We start from the raw sequence: 15,343 nt of genomic DNA on the forward strand, positions 1-15,343 counted from the left end.
GACACGTGAAGTTACCTTTGCGTAAACACTCTGGCAGTGCAGTTGGTTTAGTCTCGCACGTCGGATCTTTCTCCATGATCTGTAGTCTTTGGTTTATAGAGAGAATAAGGAGATTTGCATGCTCGTCCGGTCACTGACCCTCGCCATCTTGCTCGCTGTTACCGGTCCGCTGTTTGCTGCCGACAGTGACGCGCCGCTGGCCAAGGAACTGGGCAAGGCCAGGCCATTGGTGGTCATCGCTCCGAGCAGTGCCGACCCCACCCTGCGCGGGTTGAACGAGGCACTCAAGGACCCTGCTACTCAGGCGGGTTTCAAGGAACGCAACCTGGTGCTGTTCAGCGTTGCCCAGATGATGGGCAAGCGTGAGGACAAGAACCTTGAACAACAGACCACGATGGCACTGATTCGCGAACTCAAGCTGGGTGCCAGCAAGGGCACCAAGGTGATCCTGGTGGGCCTGGACGGTGAGCGTCATGTGCTCAAGGATGATGAGTCAGGCGAGAAGATCGATCCGCAGGCGATCTTCAAGGCCGTGGATGAGCTTCCATCGGCTGAAAAAGCGGCGGTTGCCCCTGAACCCGTGGCGGCGGCTGCAGCCGAGCCCAAGGCCAAGGACAGCAAGGCCGCCAAACCTGGCAAGCCTGCCAAGCCTGCCGCTCCACCCAAGCCGCTGGACGATTGAGCGGTGCCACCTTGCCGGGCCTTTGGTGAGGTCCTACAGCGGCAGCCGAATCAGGCGATACCCGCCTGGCTGCCGCAACGGTTGAATAGCGCCTCTTCCTAACCAGAGTGGAGCTTCAACATGACGCATACCCCTAACAAGCTCGGGCTGATCGGTGCTGCACTGGTCGGCAGCATGGTAATCGGCAGCCAGGCGTTCGCCGTCGAGCCTCTGAGCCAGGGCTACCAAGTGGCATCGGCCAAGAGCCACGGTGAAGGCAAGTGCGGCGAAGGCAAATGTGGTGGCAGTAAAAAGGCCGGCGAGAGCGAAGGCAAGTGTGGTGAAGGGAAGTGCGGTGGCGATGGCGGTCACGGCAAGAAACAGTCCTGATTCGAATGCATTGAGAAATGCGACAACGCCCCGTCTGCACGTCAGCCGGGGCGTTGTGCTTTGTTAAGGAGACTCGAAGATGAAGACCACGCTCATGCATGCCGGCCTCGGCCTGCGTCGCCGCCTCATGCCCGAATTGCTGGTGCTTGAGGAAGGATCGCTGGACTTTCTGGAGTGTGCCCCGGAAAACTGGATCGGTGTCGGCGGTGCCCTGGGGCAGGGGTTGGCCCAGCTGGCAGAACGCTTCCCGCTGGCTTGCCACGGCCTTTCCCTTTCGCTTGGCGGCAGCTTGCCGCTGGACCGTGAACTGCTCGGGCAGATCCGTCAGTTTCTTGATCGCTATCAGGTACGTCACTACAGCGAGCATCTGAGCTATTGCACTGATGACGGCTACCTTTATGACCTGCTGCCGCTACCCTTTACCGAAGCGGCCGTCGTGCAGGTCAGTGCGCGTATTCGCCAGGTGCAGGATACGTTACAGCGGCGCATTGCTGTCGAGAACATCAGTTATTACGCGGCACCCTACCAGGCGATGAGCGAGCTGGAGTTCATAAAGGCAGTGCTCGACGAGGCAGACTGCGACCTGCTGCTGGACGTCAACAATGTCTATGTCAATGCCTGTAACCACGGCTACGACGCACAGGCGTTTCTCCAGGGGCTTCCGTTGCCGCGGGTCAAGGCCATGCACCTGGCCGGGCATCATGACCAGCCAGGCGATATCAAGGTCGACACCCATGGAGCGGCGGTCAGGCCGCAGGTCTGGACACTGTTCGCCAGCGCCTGCGAGCGTTTTGGCATCCTGCCGACCGTGCTCGAGCGCGATTTCAACTACCCGCCCATGGCCGAGCTGCTTGCAGAAGTGGCCCGGATTCGCAGCGTGCAGCAGGAGGTCGCATATGCACGGTGCATTGCGTGAACAGCAGTTCTGCCTGGCTCGCCACCTGCGTGACCCGGTTCGCCATGCACCACCTGCCGGTATCGAAGCGCGGCGTCTGAGGCTGTACCGGGAACTGCTCTACAGTGGCATCGAGGGCCTGTTGGCGGGAAGCTTCCCGGTGCTGCGCGCGACGTTGGGGGATCAGGCCTGGCATGCGCGAGTGCATGAGTTCTATGCCGATTATCGCTGTCATACGCCGCTGTTCAGTCAGGTCGCCGCCGCTTTCGTCGATTACCTGCAGGGCATCGAACCTGACACCCCCTGGCAGCTGGAGCTGGCCCACTACAACACACGTTTGCTAAGCCAATGGTCCAGGCTCAGGCGCCCAGCGCCTTTGAGCAGCAGCGGCAGCAGCGCGACCAGATAGATCAGTGGCAGCTTGAAGTTGCCAAAGCCCTGGTCGGTGATGGCGTACCCCTGCGCCAGTTCTGCCAGGCTCGACCAGTGTGCTGGCCAGTGCACTGCAGCGATCGCCACCACGGTCACCACCATCAGTCCGGCCGATGCCAGACGCGTGCCAAGGCCAAGCAACAACAGCAGGGGTAGCAGCAGCTCCGCCCACATCGACAACTGCCAGTTGAATTCTGCCGGCAGTACATTGAACGGGAATGGGAAGTTCGCCTGCAGATCGCCGAACCAGTTGCTGCCGTTGAACTTCTCCCAGCCGGACTCGAAAAACTCCCAGGCCAGGAACAGTCGCAACGGCAGGTCGGCGCTCCAGCTGCCAAAACGATCGAAGGTGGTGAAGGTGCGGCTCAGTGTGGTCATGGTGATCATCTCGTTTCAGGAAAGGGCAGAAGCCGTGCGGCGTTGCTGCTGGGCCAGCTTGGCGGTGAGCTTGAAGGCGATGGCGCTGAACATCAGGGCGAAAGCCAGCGGGTACCAGCTGCCCATGGGGATGCGTTTGTAGAAGGACAGGCAGACCACCCCGGCCAATACCCACATGCCGGTGCTGTGCAGGGCTTTCCAGGCTCGGCCGCCGAGCAGGCGCATCGGTGCCTTGAACGAGGTCACGCTGAGCAACAGCAGGAACAGGTAACCGATGCTGCCGGGCAGGCTCGAGGTGACCGTGCGCCCGGCCCAGAACAGCTCAGGGAATTGCTGGGCGTAGCGGTAGATCAGCAGGCCATGCACGGTATGCGAAAAGGCGAAGGCCAGGCCCACGTAGCGCCGCTCGCGGAGCAACCAGCGGCAGCCAATGCCAGGCAGCAAGATGACCATTGACGAGGCCAGGAAGGCCAGCAGGAACAGTGCGAAAGAGCTGCGCGCAGTGGCGCGGATGGCACTGCGCAGGCCATCCGCACCGGGTGGGTAGCTGAGCAGTATCACGGCGGTCATGAACACGGTCAGGCCAGCAAGGGCGATGAACAGTTTCCAGCCGGAGGGCAGGGTGAGCGGCTTCATGGGTGACTCCCGGAGTATCGTTGTGTGACCGGGAGTGTGTAGGGAATGGGTATCTGCAGTGTGTCGGTGAAAGCGGCTTTGTGTATCGGACTGTAGTTACCGGAGCTGTAGGACGGCCGGCGCGGGCCGCCGCGTTTGTCGTTACAGCTCGATCTGGGCGCATAGCCCGCCGCTTTTTCGGTTGCTCAAGGTCAGCCTGCCGCCCATGGCCTGGGTCAGTTGCTGGGCGATGGCCAGCCCCAGGCCGGTACCGCCCGTGCTGCGGTTGCGCGAGCTTTCCACGCGGTAGAACGGCTTGAGCACTTCATCCAGCTCTGCCTGCGGGATCCCCGGGCCGTCATCGAGCACCCGGATCAATGTCTTGCCGTGATTGCAGCTGACCTCCAGCTGCGCCTTGCCGGCAAACTTCAGGGCGTTGTCCACCAGGTTCACCAGTACGCGGCGCAACGCATGCGGGCGGGTTTCCAGCAGGCTGCCGGTATTGCCGTTGCGCTCCACCTGGGCGCCGCTGTCCTGGTAGTCGAACACCACGCTGTCGAGGAAGGCGTCGAGGTTGATCCGGCAGGGCGCCTCGGTGTTGATGTCCATGCTGCGGGCATAGGCCACACCTTCGCGGACCAGATGCTCCATGGCATCCAGATCATGCCAGAGCTTGTCTTTCTCGACGCCCTCGTCCATCACCTCGACCCGCAGTTTCATGCGCGTGATCGGTGTCTGCAGGTCGTGGGAAATGGCCGCCAGCAATTGCATGCGCTCTTTGAGGTAGGCGGCGATGCGCGCCTGCAGGGCATTGAACGCCACGGCGGCGTACTTGACCTCGCGTGGGCCGCTTTCATCCAGCAGCACGCCAGGCTTGTCCGGGTCGAGGGTGTCCACTGCCTGGACCAGGCGGGTAAGAGGCCCGATGGCCAGGCGCACGGCGAGCCAGGTACAGAACAGCAGCACCGCCAGCTGGATCAACAGTACCAGCGGCAACCAGCGCGCTACCGGGACGGGTGCCGGCGTGACATCGATGGTCAGTGGCGCCCCATCGGCCAGGCGCAGGTGGGCCTGGAAGTGGGCGTTGGGGCCGGGAATGTCTTGGAAAGTCAGCGGGTACTGGGCACCGATGGCCTTGACGATCGATTCGGCAGCCATGGGGGGATCGGTGCTTGGCATCGCTGAGCCCGGCAAGCCTTCATCCAGTCGGTAGCGATAGGTGCGTCGCTCCAGCCTCGGCAGCCAGGCTGCGCGCTCAGCGGCGGGCAGGCGGTCGAGGATGGCCACCGAGGTGACCACATCCTGCTCGAGGTTGCTGAGCATCATCGAGCGGCTGCTGATATAGCGCTCGTACGCCTGGAGGCTGAATGACAGCCCGTAGGCGAGCACCAGCCCGGTGAAGAAGATCAGTGCCAGGCGCGAGGCGAGGGTACGCGGCCATTTCATGCCGGTGACTCGAGCAGTTGCACAGCCAGCGAGAACACATAGCCCTCGCTGCGCACGGTCTTGATGCAGCTTGGCTCCCGGGCGTCGTCGCCCAGGCGCTGGCGCAGGCGGCTGACCAGCAGGTCGATGGAGCGGTCGAAAATGTCCGCCTCGCGGCCTTGGGTCAGGTTCAGCAACTGCTCGCGGCTGAGCACCCGTTGCGGGTGGTCGAGGAACACCCGCAACAGGCGGTATTCGGCGCCGCTCAGCGCCACCATTGTGCCTTCGCTGTCGAGCAGGTGGCGGGCGGTGGTGTCCAGGCGCCATTGGCCGAAGGCCAGCAGGCGGCTGCTTTCGCTGATGGTCAGGTTCGGTGGCAGCATGCGCGTGCGGCGCAGCACGGCATTGATGCGCGCCAGCAGTTCGCGGGCGGAGAACGGTTTGGTCAGGTAGTCGTCGGCGCCCATTTCCAGGCCGATGATGCGGTCGGTCTCGTCGTTGCGCGCGGTGAGCATCAATACTGGCGTGTTGCGGTGCTTGCCGGCACGCAGTTCGCGGCACAGCAGCAGGCCGTCGTCACCGGGCATCATGATGTCGAGGACGATCAGGTCGACGCTGTTGGCCTCCAGGAAGGCGCGCATCTGCCGGCCATCGGCGACGATGCTGGTGCGCAAACCACTCTTTTTCAAGTAATTGCCGACCAGCTCGCGGATCTCACGGTCATCGTCGACGATCAGGATGTGATCGACATGTTCCATTCGCAGCGTTCCTGTTCAAGAGGGAGTGGGCGCAGTGTACCGAGCGCGCGCGGGCTTGCCTGTGGGGTTTTGTATTGCAGTGTATCTGTCCTGGCTACAGATACAGGCGGAAGCAGATCACAGGCTGACGCGACACATACGAGATACCTGGCAGCGGTGAAATGGCTCTCGACCGGGGAGCACTGATCCCCACCTTTCAAACTGTTGCAAGGAACCATGCCATGAACTTCAAGACTATCGCCAGCGCCAGCGTGTTCGCCGTCCTCAGCCTCGGTGCCGTTGCCGCCCATGCCAGTTCCACAGCGATGAACGACGCCAGCGTCATGCAGTACCGCTACGGCGATCATCTGGATGTAAAGAAAGTGCTGTCGCTGAAGGACGAGCAGCGCAATGCCTGCGGCCCGGTCAAGACACGCATGGACTACCTCGACTCCCAAGGCCAGTATCAGAGCGTCGAGTACCGCAGCTACGCCACGAGCGGTTGCCATGACAACTGATCGCCGACGGCTGCTGAACGTGGCGAGCGTGGCCTTGGCGCTGGTTGGCCTGGGCCTCGCTGGAGGGCAGTTGATGGCTCGTGACAACTACGGCGCAATGCCATCGCTGGCGGGCGCCAGCCAATGGCTCAACTCACCACCATTGGACGCCCCGGCGCTCAAGGGCAAGGTGGTGCTGGTGGACTTCTGGACCTGGGACTGCATCAATTGCCAGCGCAGCTTGCCGCACGTCAACGACTGGGCACGGCGCTATGCCGACCAGGGCCTGGTGGTGGTGGGCGTGCATACGCCGGAGTACGACTACGAGCATGATGTCAGGCAGCTGCAAAGCAAAGTGGCCAGCCTGGGTATCGCTTACCCGGTCGCGGTGGACAATGACTACCAGGTGTGGAATGCCTGGGGTAACCAGTTCTGGCCAGCGCATTACTTTGTCGACCGGCAGGGTCAGGTGCGCCATGTGCACTTTGGCGAGGGTGACTATGCCGGGCAGGAGAAGGTGATAAAGGCGTTGCTGGATGAGAAAGGGTAGAGCGGTAGCGGCCCCCTTCGCGGGCGCGCCCGCTCCCACAGGATCACCTGCCTTTCACAGGCGGTGCTGTACCTGTAGGAGCGGGTTTACCCGCGAAGAGGCTGATATGGTGTGTCAGGAGAAACTGGCGAAATGCGCCTGCATCCGCTCGGCATCTGCCTGTTTGCCACTGAACAGCTCGAACGCCTTGACCGCCTGGAACACCGCCATGTTGCTGCCATCGAGCGTGCGGCAACCCAGTGCCCGTGCGGCTTTCAGCAGTTCGGTCTCCAACGGGAAATAGATGATTTCAGCTACCCACAGGCGCGGGTGCAACAGCTCCACCGGGAGTGGGGTGCCTGGCAACTTGGCCATGCCCACTGGCGTGGTATTGACCAGGCCATCGGCTCCGGCCACCTCGACCGCGAGGTCCGTGCCAAGCACCGCGCGACCCGTGCCGAAATGGCCGTTGAGGTTATCCACCAACGCCTGGGCACGCGCCGTATCCACTTCGAACAGCACCAGTTGCTCGACCCCTTCGCTCAGCAGCGCATGGGCCACCGCCGAACCGGCGCCACCAGCGCCCATCTGCACCACGCGCCGGCGTGACACATCCGGCAGGCCACGGCGCAGGCCTTCGGCGAAGCCCAGGCAGTCGGTGTTGTGGCCGACCCGCTTGCCGTCCTTGAGCACAACGGTGTTCACCGCACCAATGCCACGTGCCTCGTCCGACAGCTCATCGAGCAGCGGCAGGATGGCCTGCTTGAACGGGTAGGTGATGTTGAGCCCGGTGAAGCCGGTGTGCTGGGCGGCATCGAGCAGCTGCGCCAGGGCGCTGTCTTCCAGCTGGAGCTGGTCGGCGTCGATCAGGCGATAGAGGTAACGCAGGTGCTGGGCGTCGCCTTCGTGTTCGTGCAGCGCAGGGGTGCGCGAAAGCTGGATGCCGCGGCCGATCAGGCCGGCGAGGATGGCGGGCTGGCTCATGCGTGGCGCTCCTGGAACATCTCGGCAAAGTGGCTCAGGGCCATGCGGTAGCCATGGCTGCCCAGGCCGCAGATAACCCCCACGGCAATCGACGAGACGAACGACAGGTGGCGGAACGGCTCGCGCTTGTGCACGTTGGACAGGTGTACCTCGATGACCGGGAGTTCGCTGGCGACCAGGGCATCGCGAATCGCCACCGAAGTGTGGGTCCAGGCGCCGGGGTTGATCACGATACCGGCACAGCGGCCGCGGGCGGCGTGAATCCAGTCGATCAGTTCGCCTTCATGGTTGGTCTGGCGAAATTCGATTTCCAGGCCGTGGGCGTGGGCAGTGTCGGCGCAACCCTGGGCCAGGTCGGCCAGGGTTTCGTGGCCATACTGGGCAGGTTCGCGGGTTCCCAGCATGTTCAGGTTGGGGCCATTGAGCACGAGGATAAGGGGCTTCATGACGGGCATCGCTTTGTTGTTGTTGAATGCCGCTATGTTTGTACCGGATGGTTAATTCCGTCAATCCGCTCAGGTGTCGCAGGAGGGGCAAAGTGGGCGATTATCGAACCGTCTGCACAGCCAGCGGGTGACAGAATTGTAATGTTCGCGCCACCGCCTCGATAACCAGCCCTCCTTACAGTCCTTCGCCAACGCTTGTCGACGAGGACTCTCGAAGTGCCCACCCCCCGCAAGATCGCCTTGCTCGGCCTGTTGCTGGCGGCCACTGCCAGCGCCCAGGCCGGGCCAGGCATGAGCCTGCCCGAGGCGTTGAGCGCCGCCTTTGCCAACAACCCTGAGCTGGCTGCAGCCGGTCGCGAAATCGGCATTGCCGAGGGCGAGCGGCGCCAGGCCGGGTTGATCCCCAACCCTGAACTGGCCTGGGAAATGGAAGACACCCGGCGCGCGACCCGCACCAGCACCGTCACGCTCAGCCAGCCACTGGAACTGGGCGGCAAGCGCGGTGCGCGCGTCGCAGTGGCCGGTGCCGGCCAGGCCATTGCCCAGCTTGACCTCGAACGCCAGCGCAATAGCCTGCGCGCCGATGTGGTCCAGGCGTATCACGCTGCCCTGCGTGCGCAGACCGGGGTGGAACTGGCGCGGCAGTCGCAAGCGCTGACCGAGCGTGGCCTGCGGGTAGTCCAGGGCCGGGTCACGGCCGGCCAGTCGTCACCGGTGGAGGTCACCCGTGCCCAGGTTCAACTGGCCCAGGCCGAGGCCGAGGTGCGTCGCGCCGAAACCCAGCGCACGGTGGCATATCAGGCCCTGGCGCGGTTGACCGGCAGCCCGCTGGCGACTTTCGATACGTTGTCGACGACCAGCCTGTCGCCCGGCGCTGCACCTTCCGCCGATGCCTTGCTCGGCCAGCTCGAGCGGACCGCCGAATGGCGCCTGGCCGCGGCCCAGGTCGAGCGCGGCGAAGCATCGTTGGGCTCGGAAAAGGCCCTGCGCATTCCCAACCTCACCGTCAGCGTCGGCAGCCAGTACAGCCGCGAGGACCGCGAGCGGGTCAACGTGGTCGGCCTGTCGATGCCCTTGCCGTTGTTCGACCGTAACCAGGGCAACGTGCTGGCCGCCGCCCGCCGCGCCGACCAGGCACGCGATCTGCGCAACGCGGTCGAACTGCGCCTGCGCAGCGAAACCCGCAGCGCCGTTGATCAGTGGCGCACGGCGATGCAGGAGGTGCAGGCCTACGACCACACCATCCTGCCGTCGGCGCAGCAGGCTGTGGACACCGCTACCCGTGGTTTCGAAATGGGCAAGTTCGCTTTCCTCGACGTGCTCGACGCCCAGCGCACCTTGATCGACGCGCGCGGGCTGTACCTCGAGGCCTTGGCCGCGGCAACCGATGCACGGGCACAGGTCGAACGGATCTACGGCGATCTGGACGGTTTGAGCAACATTTCGAGCAGCAGGAGCAACAATGACTAACCCCCGCAAATTCGCCCTCCTGGCCGCTGCCATTGCCATTCTCGGCATGGGTGGCTTGGCCTGGACCGGCCACCTTGGCCAGGCCAGCATAGGCCAAACCAGTCCAGCAGAGCCCCGCCACGACGACCATGGTGAAGACAGCCACGGTCACGCTGATGAAGCGGGTGAAGCGCATCAGGAAAAGGAAGGCGCACTGCACCTGTCGACTGCCCAGATCGCGTCGGCCGGCATCCAGCTGACCACCGCCGGCCCACGCGAACTGGGTAGCGCCATCAGCTTCCCCGGCGAGATCCGTTTCGATGAAGACCGCACGGCCCATGTGGTGCCACGGGTGCCGGGCGTGGTCGAAGCGGTGCAGGCCGAGCTCGGCCAGTCGGTCAGGCGCGGCCAGGTGCTGGCGGTGATCGCCAGCCAGCAGATCTCCGACTTGCGCAGCGAGCAGCAGGCCGCACAGCGCCGCCTTGAACTGGCGCGCCTGACTTTCCAGCGCGAGCAGCAGCTGTGGCAGGAGCGCATCAGCGCCGAGCAGGATTACCTGCAGGCGCGCCAGGCCTTGCAAGAGGCCGAGATTGCCCTGGCCAATGCCCGGCAGAAGGTGGCCGCCGTCGGCCCGGCCGGAGCCGGTAACCGCTACGAGTTGCGTGCCCCGTTCGATGCGGTGGTGGTGGAGAAGCACCTGACCGTAGGCGAAGTGGTCGACGAGACCAGCAACGCCTTCACCCTGTCCGACCTCAGCCGCGTGTGGGCGACCTTCGCTGTTGCCCCCCGCGAACTGGCGAGGGTCACCACTGGGCGCAGCGTGACCGTCAGTGCGCCGGACCTGGGTGCCGAAGTCGAAGGCACGGTCAACTACGTCGGCAGCCTGCTCGGCGAGCAGAACCGCGCCGCCACCGTGCGCGTCACCCTGGCCAACCCCAGCGGTGCCTGGCGCCCGGGGCTGTTGGTCAACATCGGGGTCAATGTCGAGCGCTTCAAGGCGGCCGTCGTCGTCCCCGAAAGCGCATTGCAGAGCTGGGAGCAGCAGACCGTGGTGTTCGCCCGCACCGACGAAGGTTTCCAGGCCCGCCCGGTGACCACCGGCCGCCGCGACGCCGGCCAGGTAGAGATCACCTCAGGCCTGGCCGCCGGGACCCAGGTGGCTGCTGCCGGCAGCTTCGTCCTCAAGTCCGAGCTCGGCAAAGCCTCTGCTGAGCACAGCCATTGATTGCGGGGATGCTTGCATGTTCGAACGCCTGATCCAATTCGCCATCGAGCAGCGCCTGGTGGTGATGCTCGCCGTGGTGCTGATGGCTGCCGTGGGTATCCACAGCTACCAGAAACTGCCGATCGATGCGGTGCCGGATATCACCAACGTCCAGGTGCAGGTCAACACTGCCGCGCCGGGCTATTCGCCGCTGGAGACCGAGCAGCGCATCACCTTCGCCATCGAGACCGCCATGGCAGGCCTGCCGGGCCTGAAACAGACCCGCTCGCTGTCGCGCTCGGGGTTGTCGCAGGTAACGGTGATCTTTGACGATGGCACCGATCTGTTCTTCGCCCGGCAACTGGTCAACGAGCGCCTGCAGGTCGCTCGCGAGCAGTTGCCCGAAGGCATCGAGGCCGGCATGGGGCCGATCTCCACGGGGCTGGGGGAAATCTTCCTGTGGACGGTGGAGGCCGAGCAGGGTGCGCTCAAGGACGACGGCACGCCTTACACGGCGACTGACCTGCGGGTGATCCAGGACTGGATCATCAAGCCGCAGTTGCGCAACGTGCCCGGCGTCGCCGAGGTCAACAGCATCGGCGGCCACGCCAAGCAGTACCTGATCGCCCCCGACCCGAAGCGCCTGGCAGCCTACACGCTCACCCTCAACGACCTGATCGCGGCGCTGGAGCGAAACAACGCCAACGTGGGTGCCGGCTACATCGAGCGCAACGGTGAGCAGCTGCTGATTCGTGCGCCGGGGCAGGTGGCCTCGGCCGAAGACATCGCCAACATCGTCATTTCCACTGTCGATGGCACGCCCATCCGCGTCAGCCATGTTGCCCAGGTCGGCCTGGGCAAGGAGCTGCGCGCCGGCGCGGCCACCGAAAACGGCCGCGAAGTGGTGCTGGGCACGGTGTTCATGCTGATCGGCGAGAACAGCCGCACGGTGTCCCAGGCGGTGGCGGCCAAGCTCGCCGAGATCAACCGCAACCTGCCCAAGGGCGTGGTCGCGGTCCCGGTCTATGACCGCACCCACCTGGTCGAAAAGGCCATCGCCACGGTGAAGAAGAACCTGGTCGAAGGCGCGATCCTGGTGATTGCCGTGCTGTTCCTGTTCCTGGGCAACATCCGCGCTGCGTTGATCACTGCCATGGTCATCCCGCTGTCGATGCTGTTCACCTTCACCGGCATGTTCAGCAACAAGGTCAGTGCCAACCTGATGAGCCTCGGCGCCCTGGACTTCGGCATCATCGTCGATGGTGCGGTGGTGATCGTTGAAAACGCCATCCGCCGCCTGGCCCATGCGCAGCAGCGCCATGGCCGCATGCTGACCCGTGGCGAACGCTTCCACGAGGTGTTCGCCGCCGCCCGTGAGGCGCGCCGGCCGCTGATCTACGGGCAGTTGATCATCATGGTGGTGTACCTGCCGATCTTTGCCCTGACCGGGGTCGAGGGCAAGATGTTCCACCCGATGGCCTTCACCGTGGTGATGGCGCTGCTGGGTGCCATGATCCTTTCGGTGACCTTCGTGCCGGCCGCTATCGCGCTGTTCGTCACCGGCAAGGTCAAGGAGGAAGAGGGCGTGCTCATGCGCACCGCCCGCCTGCGCTATGCACCGGTGCTCAACTGGGTGCTGGGCCGGCGCAAGCTGGCGTTCACCACCGCCGCCGGGCTGGTGCTGCTGTCCGGGGTCATGGCCAGCCGCCTGGGCAGCGAGTTCATCCCCAGCCTCAGCGAAGGTGATTTTGCCTTGCAGGCGCTGCGTGTGCCAGGCACCAGCCTGTCGCAGTCGGTGGACATGCAGCAGCGCCTGGAGCGGGCCATCATCGCCCAGGTGCCGGAAGTGCAGCGGGTGTTTGCCCGCACCGGCACCGCCGAGATCGCCTCCGACCCGATGCCGCCGAACATCTCCGATGCCTACGTGATGCTGCGCCCGCGCGAGCAGTGGGCGAACCCCGGCAAGCCCCGTGCGGAACTGATTGCCGAGGTGCAGCGCGCTGCTGCCAGCGTGCCGGGCAGCAACTACGAGCTGTCGCAGCCGATCCAGTTGCGCTTCAACGAGCTGATCTCCGGCGTGCGCAGCGATGTGGCGGTGAAGGTGTTCGGGGATGACATGGACGTGCTCAACCGCACCGCCGCGCAGATCGCCAGCAGCCTGCAACAGGTACCTGGCGCCTCGGAGGTGAAGGTCGAGCAGACCACCGGCCTGCCGGTGCTGACCATTGATATCGATCGCGACAAGGCTGCCCGCCATGGCCTGAATGTGGGCGACGTGCAGGACGCCATCGCCATCGCCGTCGGCGGGCGCACGGCGGGCACGGTGTACCAGGGCGATCGCCGCTTCGACATGGTGGTGCGCCTGCCCGAAACCCTGCGGACCGATGTCGATGGCCTGGGCAGCCTGCTGATTCCGGTACCCGCCAGCGCGGCGGCCGGCGCGGCGCGGATCGGCTTCATCACGCTGTCGCAGGTGGCCACGTTGAACCTGCAGTTGGGGCCGAATCAGGTCAGCCGCGAAGATGGCAAGCGCGTGGTGGTGGTCAGCGCCAACGTGCGTGGGCGCGACCTGGGTTCGTTCGTCGAACAGGCCGAACAGACGTTGCTTGCGCAGGTGCAGATCCCGCCGGGTTACTGGACCCGCTGGGGCGGCCAGTTCGAGCAGCTGCAGTCGGCGGCCGAGCGCTTGCGGGTGGTGGTGCCGGTAGCGCTGTTGCTGGTGATGGCTTTGCTGCTGATGATGTTCAACAACCTCAAGGACGGCCTGCTGGTGTTCACCGGGATTCCGTTTGCCTTGACCGGCGGGGTGCTGGCGCTGTGGCTTCGCGAGATTCCGCTGTCGATTTCTGCCGGGGTGGGTTTCATTGCCTTGTCGGGTGTGGCGGTGCTCAATGGCCTGGTGATGATTGCCTTCATCCGCAACCTGCGCGAGCAAGGGCGTGGTGTGCGGGCGGCGGTCGAGGAGGGGGCGTTGACGCGCTTGCGGCCGGTGCTGATGACCGCCTTGGTGGCGTCGCTGGGGTTCATTCCGATGGCCTTGGCTACCGGGACCGGCGCCGAGGTTCAGCGGCCGCTGGCGACGGTGGTGATTGGCGGGATTCTGTCGTCGACGGCGTTGACCTTGCTGGTGTTGCCGGCCTTGTATCAATGGGCATACAGACGCGAAGAGGATTGAAATCGCCAGGGCCGCTTTGCGGCCCTTTCGCGACGAAGGCCTCAGCTCGAAGCGCGGGCCGCAGGGCGTACATCGCCCCCTGCTTCATCATGCAGCGAGATCCGCGAAGTCTCCGGCAACGCCAATCCCCCCACCAGCGCCACCAGCGCGATCACCACCAGGTAGAACGCCGGCGCCAGGCTGCTGCCGGTCTGCCCGATCAGCCAGGTCGCCACCAGCGGCGCAGTACCGCCAAACACGGTGTAGGCCACGTTGTAGGTAATCGCCGAAGCGGTGTAGCGGGTCCGCGTCGGGAAGCTCTCCGACAGCAGGGCCGCGGTCACCACGCCACTGCACAGCGCCCCCACCGCCAGCAGGATAACCCCCAGCAGTGCCCCCGACATCGACCCGGAACTGGCCAGCCAGTAAGCGGGGAATACGCAGACCATCACCCACAGGCAGGTGAAGCCAATGGTTTTGCGCCGCCCGACCCGGTCCGAGAAGGCCCCGGCCAGCGGGCAACCGACTGCAGCGAACAGCAGCGCCACGGTGGTCACCAGCAGCGACTGGGCGCGGGTCAGGTTGCCCACCAGTTGCAGGTAGGTGGCGAAGTAGGTGGTGAACATGTAGAACGACAGCGCTGTCAGCGAAATGAACATGCCCAGGTTGCGGATCGCCCGGCCGTGGTTGCGCAGGGTTTCCTTGAGCGGTGAATGTTCATGTTCCTTGCCTTGGGCGACGGCCTCGCGAAACGCCGGGGTTTCCTCCATGCGCCAGCGCAGGTACAAGCCCACCAGGCCCAGGGGCGCGGCCACCAGGAACGGGATGCGCCAGCCCCAGGCGGTCATGGCTTCGGCCGACAGGCTCGCCTCCAGGCCATAGGCGATGACCGCCGCGCAGGCAAAGGCCGAGAAGGTCGACACAGGCACGAAGCTGCCGTAGAACGCACGCCTGTTGCGTGGCGCATGTTCCATCAGGTAGGCGCAGGCGCCGGCATATTCGCCGCCGGCCGAGAAGCCTTGCAGGCAGCGCGCCAGGGTCAGCAGTGCCGGCGCGGCAAGGCCGATGCTGGCATAGGTCGGCAGCAGACCGATCAAGGTGGTGGAGCCGGCCATCAGCAGGATGGTCAGCGACAGGATGCGCTTGCGCCCCAGGCGGTCGCCCAGTGCACCGAACACGATACCGCCCAGCGGGCGCAAGGCGAAGGCCACGGCAAACACGGCGAAGGTCTTGAGCAAGGCGACGCTGGCATCTTCGCTGGCGAAGAACTGCCCGGCAATCAGCGTGGCGAGGAAGCCATAGACGGCGAAGTCGAACCACTCGACGAAGTTGCCGATGGCCGAAGCGGCGATGACCCTGCGCAGGGTGGCGGGGGATACCTCATGCGATGCAGACATACGGAAGCTCTCCGGTTTCCATAGGCAGCCTGGATGAATGTGGCGCGCTCAGGCGCGCCATCGTTGTTATCAAGGGCCAGTAGACCGGGTCAGCGGGGGCGGGCGCATCGTTCAGGGCGACATCGGGATGCCTGTTACGACCGCAACGGG

The 15,343-nt window shown here is 64.7% G+C and carries 14 protein-coding genes and 2 pseudogenes; 9 read left to right on the forward strand and 7 right to left on the reverse strand.

Annotated elements, in window-relative coordinates; genetic code table 11:
• Nucleotides 1-118 precede the first annotated feature (118 nt).
• The 4 genes and pseudogenes from L6D64_RS04925 to L6D64_RS04940 all read left to right on the forward strand — a co-directional run.
• On the forward strand, nt 119-682 hold the full coding sequence (locus L6D64_RS04925; RefSeq protein ID WP_176508977.1) for a DUF4174 domain-containing protein: 564 nt from the start codon (nt 119-121) through the stop codon (nt 680-682).
• Between the two features lie 120 nt (nt 683-802).
• Nucleotides 803-1,039 (forward strand): annotated as a pseudogene (locus L6D64_RS04930) (HvfA family oxazolone/thioamide-modified RiPP metallophore); the annotation flags it as partial.
• 91 nt (nt 1,040-1,130) lie between these two features.
• Entirely contained in the window at nt 1,131-1,967 is an 837-nt protein-coding gene (locus tag L6D64_RS04935) for an HvfB family MNIO-type RiPP peptide maturase (RefSeq protein WP_176508976.1), read from the forward strand.
• Nucleotides 1,948-2,274 (forward strand): annotated as a pseudogene (locus L6D64_RS04940) (HvfC/BufC family peptide modification chaperone); the annotation flags it as partial. The gene L6D64_RS04935 and the pseudogene L6D64_RS04940, both read left to right, overlap by 20 nt.
• Here the strand turns inward: L6D64_RS04940 and L6D64_RS04945 are convergent.
• From L6D64_RS04945 to L6D64_RS04960, 4 genes are all read right to left on the reverse strand, one after another.
• On the reverse strand, nt 2,271-2,756 hold the full coding sequence (locus L6D64_RS04945) for an HvfX family Cu-binding RiPP maturation protein (protein ID WP_176508974.1): 486 nt from the start codon (nt 2,754-2,756) through the stop codon (nt 2,271-2,273). The pseudogene L6D64_RS04940 and the gene L6D64_RS04945 sit on opposite strands and share 4 nt — an antisense overlap.
• Nucleotides 2,757-2,771: 15 nt before the next feature.
• Nucleotides 2,772-3,392: a ferric reductase-like transmembrane domain-containing protein gene (locus L6D64_RS04950; RefSeq protein ID WP_176508973.1), complete on the reverse strand. Its 621-nt coding sequence runs from the start codon at nt 3,390-3,392 to the stop codon at nt 2,772-2,774.
• A 141-nt stretch (nt 3,393-3,533) separates the two neighbouring features.
• Nucleotides 3,534-4,817 carry a sensor histidine kinase gene (locus tag L6D64_RS04955; protein ID WP_176508972.1) on the reverse strand — a complete coding sequence of 428 codons (1,284 nt, stop codon included), beginning with the start codon at nt 4,815-4,817 and terminating at the stop codon, nt 3,534-3,536.
• A complete protein-coding gene (locus L6D64_RS04960) occupies nt 4,814-5,554 on the reverse strand; it encodes a response regulator (protein WP_176508971.1) in 741 nt (246 codons plus the stop codon). The genes L6D64_RS04955 and L6D64_RS04960 overlap by 4 nt, the downstream gene beginning before the upstream one ends.
• A 221-nt stretch (nt 5,555-5,775) precedes the next feature.
• On the opposite strand from L6D64_RS04960, the gene L6D64_RS04965 reads away from it, so the two are divergent.
• Both L6D64_RS04965 and L6D64_RS04970 read left to right on the forward strand, forming a co-directional pair.
• A complete protein-coding gene (locus tag L6D64_RS04965; protein WP_176508970.1) occupies nt 5,776-6,051 on the forward strand; it encodes a DUF2790 domain-containing protein in 276 nt (91 codons plus the stop codon).
• Complete coding sequence (locus L6D64_RS04970; protein WP_176508969.1) at nt 6,041-6,580, forward strand: thioredoxin family protein; 540 nt, start codon at nt 6,041-6,043, stop codon at nt 6,578-6,580. The genes L6D64_RS04965 and L6D64_RS04970 overlap by 11 nt, the downstream gene beginning before the upstream one ends.
• Before the next feature lie 114 nt (nt 6,581-6,694).
• On the opposite strand, the gene L6D64_RS04975 is transcribed toward L6D64_RS04970, so the two are convergent.
• Both L6D64_RS04975 and aroQ read right to left on the reverse strand, forming a co-directional pair.
• Nucleotides 6,695-7,543, reverse strand: a complete 849-nt coding sequence (locus L6D64_RS04975; RefSeq protein WP_176508968.1) for a shikimate dehydrogenase — start codon at nt 7,541-7,543, stop codon at nt 6,695-6,697.
• Nucleotides 7,540-7,989, reverse strand: coding sequence for a type II 3-dehydroquinate dehydratase (aroQ, locus tag L6D64_RS04980; protein WP_176508967.1), 450 nt, complete (start codon nt 7,987-7,989; stop codon nt 7,540-7,542). Before aroQ ends, L6D64_RS04975 begins: the two co-directional genes overlap by 4 nt.
• Nucleotides 7,990-8,205: 216 nt before the next feature.
• On the opposite strand from aroQ, the gene L6D64_RS04985 reads away from it, so the two are divergent.
• From L6D64_RS04985 to L6D64_RS04995, 3 genes are read left to right on the forward strand one after another with little or no spacing between them, the layout of a single operon-like run.
• The gene (locus L6D64_RS04985) at nt 8,206-9,459 is read left to right on the forward strand and encodes a TolC family protein (RefSeq protein WP_176508966.1); all 1,254 of its coding nucleotides are present in this window, start codon (nt 8,206-8,208) and stop codon (nt 9,457-9,459) included.
• Nucleotides 9,452-10,663, forward strand: a complete 1,212-nt coding sequence (locus tag L6D64_RS04990; RefSeq protein ID WP_176508965.1) for an efflux RND transporter periplasmic adaptor subunit — start codon at nt 9,452-9,454, stop codon at nt 10,661-10,663. The genes L6D64_RS04985 and L6D64_RS04990 overlap by 8 nt, the downstream gene beginning before the upstream one ends.
• Before the next feature lie 16 nt (nt 10,664-10,679).
• Complete coding sequence (locus L6D64_RS04995) at nt 10,680-13,817, forward strand: efflux RND transporter permease subunit (protein WP_176508964.1); 3,138 nt, start codon at nt 10,680-10,682, stop codon at nt 13,815-13,817.
• 41 nt (nt 13,818-13,858) lie between these two features.
• Here the strand turns inward: L6D64_RS04995 and L6D64_RS05000 are convergent, their stop codons facing one another.
• Nucleotides 13,859-15,193, reverse strand: a complete 1,335-nt coding sequence (locus L6D64_RS05000) for an MFS transporter (RefSeq protein ID WP_176508963.1) — start codon at nt 15,191-15,193, stop codon at nt 13,859-13,861.
• Between the last annotated feature and the right edge of the window lie 150 nt (nt 15,194-15,343).

The organism is Pseudomonas urethralis (assembly GCF_021602465.1).
Classification (GTDB): Bacteria; Pseudomonadota; Gammaproteobacteria; order Pseudomonadales; family Pseudomonadaceae; genus Aquipseudomonas; species Aquipseudomonas vlassakiae.